Below are 14,956 nucleotides of genomic sequence, written 5' to 3' on the forward strand. Positions count from 1 at the left end.
TTAGCAACTGTCGCTCCGAGTTTTGCCGCACGTCGGCGCTGGCGTTGATCCTCGCATGTGGCGCAACGCCGGCGTTCGCACAGGATCAGGCGACGCCCGCCAAGCAGGCCGAGGCTGAGCCGCAGGGCGCGGCCCGCGCTCCGCAGGCCGCCGCACCGGCGGAAACGCCGAACGCCGCCGATATCGTCGTTACCGGCAGCCGCATCGTCCGTTCGGGCTACACCGCCCCGACACCGACGACCGTGATCGGCGCCGAGCAGATCCAGTCGGCAGCGCCCGCGTCACTTGCGGACTATGTCAACGAACTGCCCGCGCTCGTCGGCTCGACGACACCGCGCGTCGCGACCACCGGCGCCTCGGCGACGGTCGGTGCCAATCTCTATAATCTGCGCGCCCTGGGCGCGAACCGCACGCTTGTCCTGCTCGACGGCCACCGCGTCGCACCGTCGACGCTCACCGGCAATATCGACGCTGGCCTGCTTCCCCAGGCGCTGGTCGAGCGCGTCGATGTGGTGACGGGCGGCGCCTCGGCCGCCTGGGGTTCGGACGCTGTCGCCGGCGTCGTGAACTATGTCCTCAACAAGAACTTCACCGGGGTGATGGGCAACATCCAGTCCGGCATTTCGGGGCAGGGCGACGTGCGGACATTCAAGGCTGAACTGAGCGCCGGCGCCAAGTTTGCTGACGGCCGCGGACATATCCTGGTCAGTGGCGAATATCATGACGATGCCGCGGGCGACGCCGTGACCTCGCGCGACTGGTTCAAAAGCTACAAGGTCGTCAACAATCCCGCTTTTGTCGCCGGGAACGGGCAGCCCAGGATGTTGCTGCAATCGGGCGTGGGCCTGGGGGTCGCGACCGATGGCGGCCTCATCACCTCGACCACGACTGCCGGCGGTGTCACCGCGTCGAGCGGCGCGCTGGTGAACACGCAATTCAACGGCTCCGGGACGCCGGGCCCCTTCAGACCTGGCTACAAATCGGGTGTGCTCTCCTTCGGCGGTGACGCGCAGGACGTCAGCCAGATCATCCGGCTCGCATCGCCGGTGAAGGGCGGCACCATCTATGCGCGTGCGAGCTACGATCTCACCGACACTATCACCGCTTATGGCGAGTTCGGCTATGCCAACGTCAAGAGCAAGATCTTCGCGCGCGTTTACGAGCGCGACGGCAACATCGCGATCAAGGCGGACAACGCATATCTCGATTCGTCGATCAAGGCGACGATGGCGGCAAACAACCTCGCAAGCTTCACCCTCGGCAAGATATTCCTCGACTGGGGACCTTCGGTCGGCCGCAACGATCGCGAGCAATTCCGGTATGTCGGCGGCCTGGAGGGAAAGTTCGGTGCGGGCTGGACCTGGGACATCTATGGGCAGCACGGCGAGACCAAGTTCCTGAACGGCGACTATAGCAACAACCCGATCACCGCCAATTTCAACAATGCGGTCGACGCGGTGGTCAACCCGGCGACCAACCAGATCGTCTGCCGCTCGACGCTCACCAATCCGACCAATGGATGCGTGCCGTACAACGTCTTCGGCACGAGCAAGAGCACACCGGCCGCGCTCGCCTATATCTACGGCACGTCGCTCCAGAACATCACAATCAAGCAGGACGTGGTCTCGGGCTCGCTCCACGGCGAACCATTCTCGAGCTGGGCCGGGCCGGTCTCGATCGCGCTCGGCGGCGAGTGGCGCCGCGAATCCTACGCGGCGACCACGACCGCACTCGACCAGACCAATGCTTTCTTCCTCGGGAATTTCCGTCCCTCGAATGGGAACTATAATGTGAAGGAAGGCTTCTTCGAGACGGTCGTGCCGCTCCTGAAAGACCAGCCCTTCTTCCATGCGGTCGATTTTAACGGGGCGATCCGATACACCGATTACAGCCTGTCGGGCAGCGTCGTCAGCTGGAAGCTCGGCCTTACCTGGGACGTCGACGATCAGCTGCGTTTCCGCGGCACGCGGTCGCGTGACATCCGCGCGCCGAACCTCGCCGAATTGTTCCAGGCGGGTAACAACCTCAACCAGACGATCAGCGATCCGGTGCTCAACAAGAGCTACAGCGTCCAGCAATATGCCGCCGGCAATCCCAATCTGGTGCCGGAAAAGGCCGATACAACCGCGCTCGGCGTCGTCTACCGCCCGCACTGGTTCCCGGGCTTCGCCGCCTCGGTCGATTATTTCAACATCAAGATCGACAGGGCGATCTACTCGAACACCGCGCAGGCCGTGATCAATCTCTGCCAGGGCGGCAATCAGCAGCAATGCTCGTTCATCACCCGCAATGCAGCCAATCAGATCACCTTCATCCAGTTGTTGCCCCTCAATATCGGCGGCGAGGGAACCAAGGGCGTCGATTTCGAGGCAAGCTACCGCCGGAGTCTTTCCGATATCGTGCGCAACTGGGGTGGCAGCCTCAATCTGCGTATGGTCGGGACCTATGTCGCGCATCGCACGGTGACCATCGGGGGCGTGACCACCGAATATGCGGGCCAGAACGCCAATTTCGACCAGAACTCCCAAGCGGTGCCCAGCTGGCGCTGGCTTGCCTCAGCGACGTACGACTCCAACCATGTCACCGCGACCTTGACCGAACGCTTCATCGGCGCGGGCAAGATCAACAATGCCTGGGTTCAGGGCGTCGATATCGATAACAACCATGTGCCCGCGGTGTTCTACACCGACCTCACACTCGGCTTCAAAATCCCCGAATTCGGCAAGGGCGCGCAGGTCTATTTCGCGGTCCAGAACCTGTTCGACAGAGATCCACCGGTGGCTCCCATCTACGGCGCTACGGGCTTCCTCAGCACGGGCACCAACGCTTATCTTTATGATGTTATCGGCCGCCAGTTCCGTGCCGGTGTGAGGTTCAAGCTTTGAGCGTCCCGGATTCTTCGGCCTCGTCGGGGAATCTCTCGGCACGTGACGTTGTCCAGGTCCTGATCGTCGGTGCCGGCGCTGCCGGGCTGACGCTGGCGATCGACCTCGCTCGCCGGGGCGTCTCGTTTCGGCTGATCGAACGGGGCGCGGAACCCTTTGCCGGCTCGCGCGGCAAGGGGCTCCAGCCCCGGACGATCGAAGTCTTCGAACAATTGGGGATGATCGATGCCTTTCTCGCGGCCTCGGCACCCTATCCGCCGGTCGCCAATTACGGGGGCGCAGGCGGCGAGGTCCAGGTCGTTCGCAGCGAACCGGAACGCCGGACCGGCGAGCCTTATCCACAATCGCTCATGATCCCGCAGTGGCGGACCGAGGCGCTTCTGCGCGCCCGGCTTGCCGAGCTGGGCGGCCGGGTGGAGTTCGGCGTCGAATTTATCGAGTTGGTCGAGGTCGACGGCCTGGTCCGGGCCCGCGTCACCGCGAATGGCGAGGAGCAGGCAATCGCTTGCACCTGGCTGGTGGGCACCGATGGTGCGCGCAGCGTGGTCCGCAAGCAACTCGGCATCGGCTATCCCGGTGAGACGGGTACGTTCCGCATGCTCATCGCCGATCTTCCGATCGCCAATCTCTCGGATGAGGCCTGGCACCGCTGGCCCAAGGCGCCGGGCGGACAGTTCGCGCTGTGTCCGCTTGCCAATACCGACAGCTTCCAGCTCTCGGCCGAGCTCACCACCGTCGAGGAGCCGGGACAAAGCCGCGAGGCGCTCCAGTCGCTGATCCTCGCACGGACCGGCAATGCCTCGCTCATAGCGGGTGAGCCGACATGGACCTCGATCTACCGCGTGAATTTCCGCCTCGCCGACGCGTATCGGCAGGGCCATGTCTTTATCGCGGGCGATGCCGCGCACGCTCATCCGCCGACTGGCGGGCAGGGTCTCAACACCAGCGTCCAGGACAGCTTCAACCTCGGTTGGAAGCTTGCCGCGGTTGTGGCGGGCGCTGATGAGAGGCTCCTCGATACCTATGAGATGGAGCGGCGGGAGATCGGGGCCGGTGTGCTTGCGATGAGCAAGGTGCTGCTGAGCGCGATGGCCGAAAAGGCCGACATGCGTCGCGGTCGCGATACGCTCCAGCTCGACCTCAATTATCGCGAATCACCGCTCAGCGAAGAGCATCGCACCGAGGCTTGCGGGATTCGTGCCGGCGACCGCGCGCCCGATGCGACGCTATGGGCGCCCGACGGCGCGCCGACGCGCATCTTCGATCTCTTGCGCCATCCGGCGTTCACGCTGCTCGCGGTCGGCGGCCGAGGCCAGCTTGGGCTGAGGACCGAGGCGAGCGTGAGGCTCGTTGAAATCGACCGCGGGCCTGGCGCCTATGTCGATGAAACAGGGATGTTCCGCGACAATTATGGCCTGACCGGCGACAGCCTTCTGTTGATCCGCCCCGACGGTTATATCGCGCTTGCCGCCGATGCGAGGCGGACCGATCTGGTCGAGGACTGGTTTCGCCGCTGGATCGAGCCGGCGAGAATAGTCGCATGAGCGGCCCTGCAATGCGCTGGGTGTCGACCGCGGCGGGGGGGAGCCGGTCGGCTCCCGATAGCGAACGGATCCCGCTTACCGGCATGCTCCTTCAGGCTGGTGAGCGCCCGTCGCGATCGGCCTACCTGTTTCTGCGGCCGGCCGGTGCCTGGCACCTGATGCCGCTCGAGGAAGCGATCGTCGCGCGCGGGATCGACCTGCTCGCCGTCTCGACTCGCTACGCGCGTAACGAGGCGCTCGCGGTCGTCGAACGCGGCTTGCTCGATGTCGGCGCCTGGATCCGCTTCGCGCGCACCGCGCTCGGCTATGAACGGATCAATCTGCTCGGCTGGAGCGGAAGCGGGACACAGGCGGCTTTCTATCAGGAACAGGCGACCCGCCCGACCGTGGTTGCGACGCCCGATGGCGCGCCGCTGGTCCTGGCCGATGCCGGGCTCGAGTCGGCGGACGGGCTCGTCTTTCTCGGGGCGCATACCGCGCGCGCGCGTCTGCTCGCCGATGCGATCGATCCGTCGATCGGCTGCGAAGAGGATTCGGAGACGCGCGATGGCTCGCTCGATCTCTATGCTGCGGGCGCTGCCACGCCGCCCTATGATCCGGGCTTTCTCGCAGGCTACCGGGCGGCCCAGCTTGCCAGGGTGAGACGCATCTCCGGATTGGCGCGCGAGCGGCTTTCGCGCGGGCGTCTCGATCCCTTTGTCGTGCCGCGCACCATGGCCGATCCGCATTTCCTCGACCCGTCGATCGATCCCAATGGTCGCGCCGCCGGTCGATGCTGGCTTGGTTCCCCGGCCTTGGCCAACATTTCGCCCGCAGGGATCGCGCGCGTCGCGACACCCGAGGCCTGGCTCTCGCAATGGTCGATCGACGACAGTCAGGTCGATGCGGTGCGATCGGTCGCCTCGATCGACCGTCCGCTGCTGGTGGTCGAAAACGGCGCCGATGACGCGGTGCCTCCGGCACATCTGCGCGAGACCTTTGCCGCGGCCGCGTCGCCCGACAAAACTTACCGCGTCATTCCAGGCGCGAGCCACAGCTATGCGGGGCAGCCCGCCGAGCTCGACGATGTCGCCAATCTTGTCTGCGGCTGGGCCGCGGAAAGGGACTGATCATGTCCATATTGATCCCCAACGACCAGCGCGAGCAGCTGGAGCAGCTCTATAAGGCAATGGCCCCAGAGAGCCTGACACCCTTGTGGGAAGTGCTGGCGGCGCTCGTATCGCCGACCCCAACAAGTCCGGCCGTCGCGCACCATTGGCGCTATGCCGATGCCGCGCGGTATCTGATGCGCGCCGGCGACCTCATCAGCGCCGAGCAGGCCGAGCGGCGCGTTCTCATCCTCGAAAATCCGGGCTTGCCGGGCCAATCGGCGATCACGCCGAGCCTCTATGCCGGGCTCCAGCTCATCCTGCCGGGCGAAGTCGCCCCGGCGCATCGCCACACGCAGAGCGCGCTGCGCTTCGTGATGGAAGGCGAGGGGGCCTATACGACGGTCGATGGCGAGCGCGCCGTGATGCGCCCCTTCGATCTCGTCCTTACCCCGTCCTGGCAGTGGCATGATCATGGTAACGAGACCAGCAGGCCGATGGTCTGGCTCGATGGCCTCGACATCCCGACCGTCCGGCACTTCGCGGCGAGCTTCGCCGAGAAGACCGACGAGCCGGTCCAGACGCGGCTGGTCGCCGATGACGACAGCCTCAGTCGCTATGGCCGCAACCTGCGACCCTTGCGCGGCAGCCTCGCTGACCGCCGGCCGGCGAACCGTCCGCTGTTCCATTATCCTTTCGCCGAATGGCGCCGGAGCCTTGCCGATCTCGGCGCGGGCACCCCCGATCCGCATGTCGGCCACGCGCTCGAATTCATCAATCCGGCCGACGGTGGCCCGGTGCTCCCGACCATCGCCGCGCAGGTCCAGCTGATCCCCGCCGGCACGGCAACCCGCCCGCGCCGGTCGAGCGACGGCGCCATCCATGTCGTGGTCGAAGGAACGGGGACAGCCCGGATCGGCGAGCGCGCCATCGCGCTCTCGCCGCGCGACTTCTTCGTCGTGCCCTCCTGGACCACGCTGTCGCTCGACGCGGCAAGCGACCTTGTCCTGTTCAGCTATTCCGACCGCGCCGCCCAGCAGCGCCTCGAACTCTACCGGGAAGAACGCCTGTGACCAATGTGATCGAACCTGCGCCACCGACCCTGGCTGCGACCAGCGATGGCCGGTGCTTTCCTGTCCGGCGCGTCTTCTGCGTCGGCCGCAACTATGCCGCGCATGCGCGGGAGATGGGCCGGGATCCCGATCGCGAAGCGCCGTTCTTCTTCACCAAATGGGCCGAGGCGGTCGTCCCCGACGGGGAGGAGATCGCCTATCCGCAGGCGACGAGCAATTTCCACTATGAGGCCGAGCTGGTGCTCGCGATCGGGACCGGCGGCCGCAATATCGCGATCGGCGATGCGTTGGAGCATGTCTGGGGCTATGCGACCGGCAACGATCTGACCCGGCGTGACCTCCAACTCGCCGCGCGCGAAACCGGACGACCCTGGGATGCCGGCAAGAATGTCGAGGCCTCGGCACCGCTCGGGCTCATCCATCCGGCAAGCGAGGTCGGCCATCTCTCGAGCGGGGCGATCCGCCTGCTCGTGAATGATGTGGTCAAGCAGGAAGCAGATATCGCCGACCTCATCTGGTCGGTGCCCGAGATCGTCTCGATCCTCTCGACCTTCTGGCGGCTTGAACCGGGCGACCTCATCTTCACGGGCACACCGGCCGGCGTCGGTCCGATCGGCCCGGGCGATCTGGTCCGCGTCGAGATCGATGGCCTCACCGCGCTTACCAACACGGTCGGGCCAGCGGCGTGATCCTCCACGGTTATTTCCGCTCTACCTCGAGCTGGCGCGTGCGCATCGTCCTCGCCCTGAAAGGTATCACGGTCGAACAGCGCGCGCATCATCTGCGGCGCGGCGAGCATCAGCGTCCCGATTTCCTAGCGCTTAACCCGCAAGGCCAGCTGCCGGTGCTCGAACTCGATGACGGCACGGTCCTGACTCAGTCGCTCGCGATCGCCGAATATCTCGATGACCTCCATCCCGAGCCGCCGCTGCTTCCCGCCGCCCCCGTGGCGCGGGCACATGCGCGCGCGATTGCCCAGTTGATCGCCTGCGACATCCACCCAGTCCAGAATCTGCGCGTGCTTACGCGGCTGCGGGCGATGGGGCATGGCGACGCCGAGGTTAAGGGCTGGGCGGCCGACGTCATCCGCGAAGGGCTGGATGCCTGCGAGACACTGCTCGGTCGGTATGAGGGGCCTTATTGTTTCGGCGCGTCGCCGACGCTCGCCGATGCGGCTCTCATCCCGCAGCTCGCCAACGCCCGCCGCTTCGGCGCCGAGGGTGACTGGCCGCGCATCCACGCCATCACCGCGCTTTGCGCGGACCATCCCGCCTTCATCGCTGCCGACGCGAGTGCGCAGCCCGACGCCGAATAGGAGCCCATTTTCATGAAGTTCATCAGTTTTCGACAGGGCGGAACCGCGCGCTGGGGCGTTCTGCGCGACGACGGCGCCGTCATCGATCTCTCGGATGCCGGTTTCGGTTCGACCCTGCGCCAGGCGATAGCCGCCGATCTCCTCGGCGCCGCCGGAACGCGCGCCGAGCAGGAAACGCCCGCCGGTCAAGTCGAGGACGTGGAGCTCGACAGCCCGCTCCCCGATGCGGGCAAGCTCCTTGCCGTCGGTGCCAATTATAGCGATCACGCGGCCGAGATGAACCGCGACGTCGGCGGCGATCCGCAATTCTTCATTCGCCTGCCGTCGAGCGTGGTGGCGCACGGCGCGCCGATCCTGAAGCCCTTTGTTTCGGATCACCTCGACTATGAGGGAGAGCTTGCGATCGTGATCGGAAAGCCCGGGCGGCATATCGCGATCGAGGACGCGAAGGACCATATCGCGGGTTACACGATCTTCAATGACGGCACGGTGCGCGACTATCAGCAGGTCTCGCTTCCGGTCGGCAAGAACTTCAAGGCGAGCGGATCGATCGGGCCGTGGTTCGTGCCCGCCGCCGACATCAGTTTTCCCCTGACGCTCGAAACCCGGGTGAACGGAGAAGTTCGCCAGCACAACACGACCGACAATTTCACTTTCGGCCCGGCGCGACTCATCGAATATGCCTCTCGCTTCACGCGCCTCGAGCCCGGCGACATTATCGCCAGCGGGACGCCCGCCGGCGTCGGCGCGCGCCGCGATCCTCCGGCTTGGCTCAAGGCAGGCGACACGCTCGAAGTGGAAATCTCGCAGATCGGCATCCTTAGGAACGGGATCGTCAATGAGCCTGCATGATCCGGTCCTTGCGCGGGAGGTTGCCAAGCCGGTGGCGTTTCGGGCACCCATGCCTCCCGCCATGGATAACGCCACCTCGCAATCGCTGACCCGCAAGGCTCTCGACCATGTACGCGACCTGATCGTGCGCGGCGAGCTGCCGCCGCGCTCGCGCATTCGCGAAAAAGAGCTTTGCGAGAAGCTCGGATTGTCGCGCACGCCGCTACGCGAAGCGCTGAAGGTCCTCGCGACCGAAAATCTGGTCGAATTACTCCCGCGGCGTGGCGCCAGGGTCTCCGAGCTCGATCCCAGACGCCTCCGCGAACATTTCGCGGTGATCGCCATGGTCGAGGCGGAAGCGGCGCGCATCCTCTGCAAGTCAGGGACGACTGAACAGATCCGCGACCTGCGCGTTATCCACGACGCGCTGAAGTCGGCCTATGTCAGCCACGATCCGGCGCGCTATTATCTTTCGAACGAGCAGTTTCACCGGGCGGTCGTCGTCCAGTGCGGCAACCGGACGCTCGCCGAAATCCATGCAAGCCTGATCGTCCATCTCCATCGTGCGCGTCATTTCGCGCTGACGACCCAGGAGGTGAACCTCGAATTCGCGCATGATCATGACGAGATCATCGAGGCGATCGAGCGGCGCGACACCGAGGCTGCGGGACGCAAGATGGCCGGGCACCAAGCCGGCGTCGCCGAGCATGTCCTGGCGGCCCTCCATCCTTCGCGGTCCGCGGACGAAGAGGCTCGCCATGAAGATTGACGGCTTTGTGCTCGCCATGCTCGGGGCGGTAGCATTCGCACTGGCCATTCCGTGGCTGGGCACCGGGGACGGCCCGCTACATCTCGGAGTCGTGACCACGATCGGCATCGCGTTCGTGTTCTTCCTGCACGGCGCTGCCCTTGCGCCCGCCGCGATGCGCGCCGGTGCGGCGAACTGGCGCCTGCACCTCGTGGTTCATGGCAGCACTTATCTCCTTTTCCCCGCGATCGGCGCCGCGATCTTCTTCGGCCTGCAGGGCGTACTTGCGCCCGAGATCCGGCTCGGCATCTTCTATCTCTGCGCCTTGTCCTCGACGATCTCCTCCTCTGTCGCGATGACCGCGATCGGGCGCGGCAATGTGCCGGCCGCGATCTTCGATGCCACCATCTCCGGGCTGCTCGGCATGGTACTGACGCCACTCCTCATCAGCCTGGTTGCCAAGACCGCGACGGGCCATCTGGCGCTCTTGCCGGCGATCTGGGACGTCATGAAGACGCTGCTCCTGCCGTTCGCGGCCGGCCAGCTCCTGCGCCCCTGGATCGGCGTCCTCGTGACCCGGAACAAGGCCTGGACTTCGAAGGCGGACCGGCTCGTCATCCTGCTGATCGTCTATTCGGCCTTCTGCGAGTCGACCGCGGCGGGTCTCTGGTCGCGTTACGCGCCAGCGACGCTCTTCGTCATCGCCCTTCTCGTGCTGCTCTTGCTGGCAAGCGTGATCATGATGACCACATTGGTCAGCAGGACGCTCGGGTTCAGCCGGGCGGACGAGGTCACTGCCGTCTTCTGCGGCTCGAAAAAGAGCCTCGCGAACGGTGCGCCGATCGCGCGGGTTCTGTTCGGCCAGAACCCGGCGCTTGGCATGATCGTGCTGCCGCTGATGATGTACCACCAGGCGCAACTGATCGTCTGTTCGGTGTTGGCACGACGCTATGCCGAAAAGGCCGAGGGCGATCGGCCGGTCTCCGAGCCGTTCCCCGCCACTTGATCCCGTTGGGCCCGGCAGCTTTCGAGATCAGCGGATCGCGCCTCAAACGACGATTATTAGGGCGCTTAGCCCCCATAGGTCGCAACCTGAATGATCACTTATTGTGTAGCGGCGGAGCGAACACATTTCGCTCCGCCGCGCCGTGCCGTATCAAGCAGGCGTCGGTTCCGCCGCGACAGGTTCCGCGGCCACGCCCGCCTTTTCTTCGATGAAGGCAAGCAGATCGGCGTTGACGCGATCCGGATCGGTGATCGCGATGCCATGGTTGCCGCCTGGATAGACGATCAGCCGCGCGTTCGGGATGATCCTGGCGGCAGCCCGGCCGCCGGCGTCGATCGGCACGATCTGATCGTCGTCGCCATGGATCACCAGCGTCGGGACATCGATCTTCTTGGCATCCTCGGTGTAATCGAGCTGCCAGCTGAACGACGTCTCATATTCGGCGAGCAGCCCGCCTTGTAGGCCCTGATACCAGAACAGATCGCGCATCCCCTGCGTTACCTTAGAGCCCTCGCGATTGGCGCTGAAGAAGGGAATGGCGACGTCCTTGAAGAATTGCGACCGGCTGCCGAGCGTGCCGGCACGGATCTGGTCGATCGCCTCGATCGGCACGCCGGCCGGGTTGTCGGGCGCCTGCAACATGCGCGGAACGATCGAATCGAGCAGCACGACCTTGGCGACGCGGCTGGTGCCGTGGCGGCCGATATAGCGCGCGACCTCGCCGCCACCGGTCGAATGGCCGACGAGCACGACGTCATGGAGATCGAATTTGTTAAGGAGGTCGGCGAGATCGTCGGCCCAACTGTCGACATCGTTGCCGAAATCGGGTTGATCTGAGCGACCATTGCCGCGCCGGTCATGCGCGATCGCGCGATAGCCATGGGCGCGCAGGAACATCATTTGGTTGTCCCAGGCATCGCCCGTCAGCGGCCAACCATGGCTGAACACGACCGGCTGGCCCTTGCCCCAGTCGCGATAATAAATCTCAATCCCGTCGCGTGTGGTTAGATACGGCATTTCGACGTCTCCTCGTGAGCGGCACAAACGACTATTGCCCGCGACCGGGCGCAGGTAGGCTACCGGCAACGATTCCAGGTTGTAGAGACTCAAGTTGCAGACAGCAGGTAAATGCTATCACAAATAGGTCGACGGCTACAGGCGGAATCGTTTTGGCCTTACCCTATAGTGGTCATAGGAGCGCCTACCATGCCGGCCCACAGCAAGCGTCGCGTGCTGATCTATTTCGCCTGGAGCTATCCGGCAGAGACGAGCGCGCCGCTCGATGAGATCGACGATCGTTTCCCGGCACTCTTCGAGCTCCGGCGGCTATTCTATCCCAAATATGAAGGGCTTTCAGACGAGGTCGGCGTCGAGCGAGGGATTGGTGGTTTCCTGGACCATATCCAGCGACCGAATTTCGCCGCCTTCGCGGCGCTAGCGGAAACGATCACTGGCAACGCTGCTATCCAAATAGAGCGCGTGCGACGTGATGGTGTCAAAACACTGCTCAATGAGGAATTGATCGCGGACGCGGACACCATCGTTGTCATCAGCTTCGATTCCCTACGAACCAACCAGGCAGCGACAGATGCGGAGGTCAAGGCGGTCACGCATTTTCTGAGCGATCCCGGTCATATGCTCTTCGTCTGCCCGCACCACGATATCGGCGAAGCCGATGATGTGACGCTGCCCGAGCGTCGGAGCGTGCAACTCGCCGAGCATCGTCATCACGGCGATTCCGGCATTCCTCCGCGCCAGGGCTTTGGCGGCTTTGCACGCTCGTTGCTTGCCGGCCTTGGCGTGCCTGTCGAGAACCGTTTCGGCTTGCGCCCGGCCGTAACGCCCGAGGGCGAGCCTAGCCCAATCGAGGCCGACGCGAGTAAGGACGTCTTAGGTTTGCTGAATGGTGTAGGGGCGTTCAACCTGCACCCGCATTTGCCGCAGCTCGAACGCCTGGAAGTTGCCATCGAGCGGATGGATGTGCTCGCACGGCAGAACATCGATCTCGCCGTGCCGCCCCACCCTTTTACGCAAACCGGGCGGTCCAATTTCGATGCGCTGCTCCAATCAAACGCTGACGCCTTCGCCGGCAAACTACTGGTGTGCGATACGACGATGTTCAGCTCAACGGCCGGAGGGCTCGCGAACCTGCAGCAGTTATGGAGCAACATCCTCCAGCGGAGCATAGAAAAAGCCATCGTGCAGTGATCCGCGACCGACTGCTTTTAGACACTTTGTGTGCGTTGCAACCGACCGCTGTCCATGAAGTCAGCGGTCCACCCCCAAATGATCTTCTTGGAAATAGGCCAACTGGTGCCGGATCGTGCTGGCCGGAACGGCCGGCCCACTCACATGACGTCGCAACCCGCCCCGGGGCATATCCTCACCGTAATCCCGACTGGCGTCGACGAGCCCTTGCCACAAAGACGCCAATGACCGGCAGCAAACCGAGCAGCGCGACAAATCCGCTCAGTCCGGCGAGCATATACCAGCCGCTGCGAGCGCCTTCCGGCCCGGTCAACAGCACATAATAAGGCTCGGCGACCGGAACCCCGAGCCGCGCGAATTGCCGCGACACCGTGTTGGGCAGGCCGCCTTCGACCAGGACACCCTTGAACCGGTTGCTGGCGTCGGTGGGAAGCGGCTGGATAATGGCGCTGTCGCCATATTCCTCAACGAAAATCCGCGCTGTCGTGCCTCGCTCCGGGCATGGTCATTGCGGCAAAGAGATATCGACCGCCGACGCCCTTGGCGCCGATCGCCTTCCTCGCCACATGGTCACTATCGATCGTGCCGCTCAGCGTCACACGCCCCAGAGGCGGCGCGGCGGCCCCGAGCGTGGCGAGGTCGACATCGACCGACGGACCGGCCCGATCGGGGTAGTGCTGCGCCAAGAGCAACGCGCCCGCGCGCACCAGCGCGCCACCCAGCCCCACGGTGCCCATAACCCGCATTACCAGTTTTTCGGCCCGTACCGGATCGACCGGCTGCGGCGCGGCCGGCATCTTGCCGAGCCGAAACCGTAGGAACAGAATGGCGGGCATCATCAGAAGCAGGGTAGGGGGAAGGAAGGTCAGGAACCCGTCATATTCTCCGACGGATGTGAGCTGCCACTAGCCCAGCCAGCCGATCGAAAACCAGTCCGCTGCGCGCGATCTTGCCATGGGGCTGTCCCTCGGGTTCACCGTTCGTCGGCCGCGTATCCTCGGGTCGAAGCCGGTAGTGTCCGTCGATCCTATGACGGTCACACGTGTCGTTTCATGACGATAGGTCCTCGCCGCCGCCCCTTTGGCGGAGACGGAGCCGTCTCGAGGCCGATCCACTCATTCGAGACGATCAGCAGTGCGGCCATGATCACCGGACCGATGAACAGACCGACCAGGCCGAACTCGGCCAAGCCGCCCAGGGCGCCGATCATGGCGAACAGGAACGGCAGTTCCACCGCATTACCGATAACGGCCGGCTGCACGAAATTGTCCCCGACCGCCATGATCACCGTGCTGAAGGCGAACAAAGCCACCGCGGCAACGATATGGCCCTGCGCGAGCAACACGAGCGTCGCGAGCCCGAACGCGGCCCAAGCACCGAACGGGATCAAGGCGAACACGATCGTGAAGGTCGCGAACAATAGCGGCTGCGGCACGCCCGCGATCCAATATCCGATTCCGATGATGGTACCCTCCAGCACGGACACGCCGATCGTGCCGTTCACCGTGCCACGTACCGCGCTGATCATGCGCTCGAGAAAGTCTTCGCCGAACTGTCCGAACATCCGTCGCGATATGATGCGGGCCCGGTCGTTTACGTGGCGACCTCGCGCGAGCATCGTCGCCATGATGACCAGGGTGATTGCAAATAGGCTGGTATCGCGCGCGATCTCGCCGCCGATCGAACGCATCCAGCCGAGGACCGACGCGCCGCTTATCGACCCCAGCAAAGCGCCGGCGCCCCTGGGGTTGCTCAGATGCTGCTGCCACCACGCTGCAACCCTATCGCCGGCGAGCGGAATTCCGGGCAGCCAGCTTGGTGCCGGTAGCCCGGTTTGCTGTACATGCTGGACCCAGGCGATGGCAGCTTGGCTTTCCTGCGCCAGCGTTACCGCCGCGAATGACAGCGGGCCGAGCACGAACAGTGCGGTTGCGGCCGTAAAGCCGAGGGCTAGCCATCCCGGATGGTTGGGGAAACGTTTCAAGGCGCGCTCATACAGAGGCCATTCGGCCATTCCCAAAACCGCCGCCCAGGCGATCGGAACGAGAAACTCCCAGGCTACCCACACCGCCGCCAGCAAGATCGCTAACGTCAGGTAGAGCTGCCGCGTGCGGACATTCGCCTCGGTTTCCGCGATCTCGGTCGGGGAAGACGGCACGGCGGCCGTGGTGCGCGTTTTGCTGGTTGCCACGTTATCCCCTTATCGGATCGCGCCGCTTGCTTAGCAGCGACGCGCGGGTGGAGCTATCGTCGACATC

Annotated in this window: 14 protein-coding genes; 10 read left to right on the forward strand and 4 right to left on the reverse strand. The window is 64.6% G+C overall.

Annotated elements, in window-relative coordinates; all coding sequences use genetic code 11:
* Positions 1–44 precede the first annotated feature (44 nt).
* Genes NDN01_RS06630 through NDN01_RS06670 form a run of 9 tightly spaced genes read left to right on the forward strand, consistent with a single transcriptional unit; the run spans position 45 to position 10,490 of the window.
* A complete protein-coding gene (locus NDN01_RS06630) occupies positions 45–2,885 on the forward strand; it encodes a TonB-dependent receptor domain-containing protein (RefSeq protein ID WP_272626578.1) in 2,841 nt (946 codons plus the stop codon).
* The gene (locus tag NDN01_RS06635; RefSeq protein WP_272626579.1) at positions 2,882–4,429 is read left to right on the forward strand and encodes an FAD-dependent monooxygenase; all 1,548 of its coding nucleotides are present in this window, start codon (positions 2,882–2,884) and stop codon (positions 4,427–4,429) included. Before NDN01_RS06630 ends, NDN01_RS06635 begins: the two co-directional genes overlap by 4 nt.
* Entirely contained in the window at positions 4,426–5,538 is a 1,113-nt protein-coding gene (locus NDN01_RS06640; protein WP_272626580.1) for an alpha/beta hydrolase, read from the forward strand. The genes NDN01_RS06635 and NDN01_RS06640 overlap by 4 nt, the downstream gene beginning before the upstream one ends.
* A gap of 2 nt (positions 5,539–5,540) precedes the next feature.
* A complete protein-coding gene (gtdA, locus tag NDN01_RS06645) occupies positions 5,541–6,590 on the forward strand; it encodes a gentisate 1,2-dioxygenase (protein ID WP_272626581.1) in 1,050 nt (349 codons plus the stop codon).
* The gene (locus NDN01_RS06650) at positions 6,587–7,279 is read left to right on the forward strand and encodes a fumarylacetoacetate hydrolase family protein (protein WP_272626582.1); all 693 of its coding nucleotides are present in this window, start codon (positions 6,587–6,589) and stop codon (positions 7,277–7,279) included. The genes gtdA and NDN01_RS06650 overlap by 4 nt, the downstream gene beginning before the upstream one ends.
* Positions 7,276–7,905: a maleylacetoacetate isomerase gene (gene maiA, locus NDN01_RS06655; RefSeq protein ID WP_272626583.1), complete on the forward strand. Its 630-nt coding sequence runs from the start codon at positions 7,276–7,278 to the stop codon at positions 7,903–7,905. The genes NDN01_RS06650 and maiA overlap by 4 nt, the downstream gene beginning before the upstream one ends.
* 12 nt (positions 7,906–7,917) lie before the next feature.
* Entirely contained in the window at positions 7,918–8,757 is an 840-nt protein-coding gene (locus NDN01_RS06660; RefSeq protein WP_272626584.1) for a fumarylacetoacetate hydrolase family protein, read from the forward strand.
* Entirely contained in the window at positions 8,744–9,505 is a 762-nt protein-coding gene (locus tag NDN01_RS06665) for a GntR family transcriptional regulator (protein WP_272626585.1), read from the forward strand. The genes NDN01_RS06660 and NDN01_RS06665 overlap by 14 nt, the downstream gene beginning before the upstream one ends.
* Positions 9,495–10,490: a bile acid:sodium symporter family protein gene (locus NDN01_RS06670; protein ID WP_272626586.1), complete on the forward strand. Its 996-nt coding sequence runs from the start codon at positions 9,495–9,497 to the stop codon at positions 10,488–10,490. Before NDN01_RS06665 ends, NDN01_RS06670 begins: the two co-directional genes overlap by 11 nt.
* A gap of 150 nt (positions 10,491–10,640) precedes the next feature.
* On the opposite strand, the gene NDN01_RS06675 is transcribed toward NDN01_RS06670, so the two are convergent.
* Positions 10,641–11,507: an alpha/beta fold hydrolase gene (locus NDN01_RS06675; protein WP_272626587.1), complete on the reverse strand. Its 867-nt coding sequence runs from the start codon at positions 11,505–11,507 to the stop codon at positions 10,641–10,643.
* A gap of 189 nt (positions 11,508–11,696) precedes the next feature.
* Between NDN01_RS06675 and NDN01_RS06680 the strand changes: the two genes are divergently transcribed.
* A complete protein-coding gene (locus tag NDN01_RS06680) occupies positions 11,697–12,698 on the forward strand; it encodes a hypothetical protein (protein ID WP_272626588.1) in 1,002 nt (333 codons plus the stop codon).
* A gap of 175 nt (positions 12,699–12,873) precedes the next feature.
* Here NDN01_RS06680 and NDN01_RS06685 read toward each other — a convergent pair whose 3' ends face one another.
* The 3 genes from NDN01_RS06685 to NDN01_RS06695 all read right to left on the reverse strand — a co-directional run bounded on the left by NDN01_RS06685 (position 12,874) and on the right by NDN01_RS06695 (position 14,889).
* Positions 12,874–13,068, reverse strand: a complete 195-nt coding sequence (locus NDN01_RS06685) for a hypothetical protein (RefSeq protein WP_272626589.1) — start codon at positions 13,066–13,068, stop codon at positions 12,874–12,876.
* 94 nt (positions 13,069–13,162) lie between these two features.
* Complete coding sequence (locus NDN01_RS06690) at positions 13,163–13,537, reverse strand: hypothetical protein (protein WP_272626590.1); 375 nt, start codon at positions 13,535–13,537, stop codon at positions 13,163–13,165.
* 197 nt (positions 13,538–13,734) lie between these two features.
* The gene (locus NDN01_RS06695; protein ID WP_272626591.1) at positions 13,735–14,889 is read right to left on the reverse strand and encodes an AI-2E family transporter; all 1,155 of its coding nucleotides are present in this window, start codon (positions 14,887–14,889) and stop codon (positions 13,735–13,737) included.
* Positions 14,890–14,956 lie beyond the last annotated feature (67 nt).

The sequence above is a fragment of the Sphingomonas sp. QA11 genome, from assembly GCF_028473665.1.
Taxonomy (GTDB): Bacteria; Pseudomonadota; Alphaproteobacteria; order Sphingomonadales; family Sphingomonadaceae; genus Sphingomonas; species Sphingomonas phytovorans.

What these genes read in the sequence shown, in the direction of transcription:
- NDN01_RS06690 (WP_272626590.1), bottom strand. Translation starts at nt 13,537, where the DNA reads ATGATGCCCGCCATTCTGTTCCTACGGTTTCGGCTCGGCAAGATGCCG.
- NDN01_RS06665 (WP_272626585.1), top strand. Translation starts at nt 8,744, where the DNA reads ATGAGCCTGCATGATCCGGTCCTTGCGCGGGAGGTTGCCAAGCCGGTG.
- gtdA (WP_272626581.1), top strand. Translation starts at nt 5,541, where the DNA reads ATGTCCATATTGATCCCCAACGACCAGCGCGAGCAGCTGGAGCAGCTC.
- NDN01_RS06660 (WP_272626584.1), top strand. Translation starts at nt 7,918, where the DNA reads ATGAAGTTCATCAGTTTTCGACAGGGCGGAACCGCGCGCTGGGGCGTT.
- NDN01_RS06670 (WP_272626586.1), top strand. Translation starts at nt 9,495, where the DNA reads ATGAAGATTGACGGCTTTGTGCTCGCCATGCTCGGGGCGGTAGCATTC.
- NDN01_RS06640 (WP_272626580.1), top strand. Translation starts at nt 4,426, where the DNA reads ATGAGCGGCCCTGCAATGCGCTGGGTGTCGACCGCGGCGGGGGGGAGC.
- NDN01_RS06680 (WP_272626588.1), top strand. Translation starts at nt 11,697, where the DNA reads ATGCCGGCCCACAGCAAGCGTCGCGTGCTGATCTATTTCGCCTGGAGC.
- NDN01_RS06675 (WP_272626587.1), bottom strand. Translation starts at nt 11,507, where the DNA reads ATGCCGTATCTAACCACACGCGACGGGATTGAGATTTATTATCGCGAC.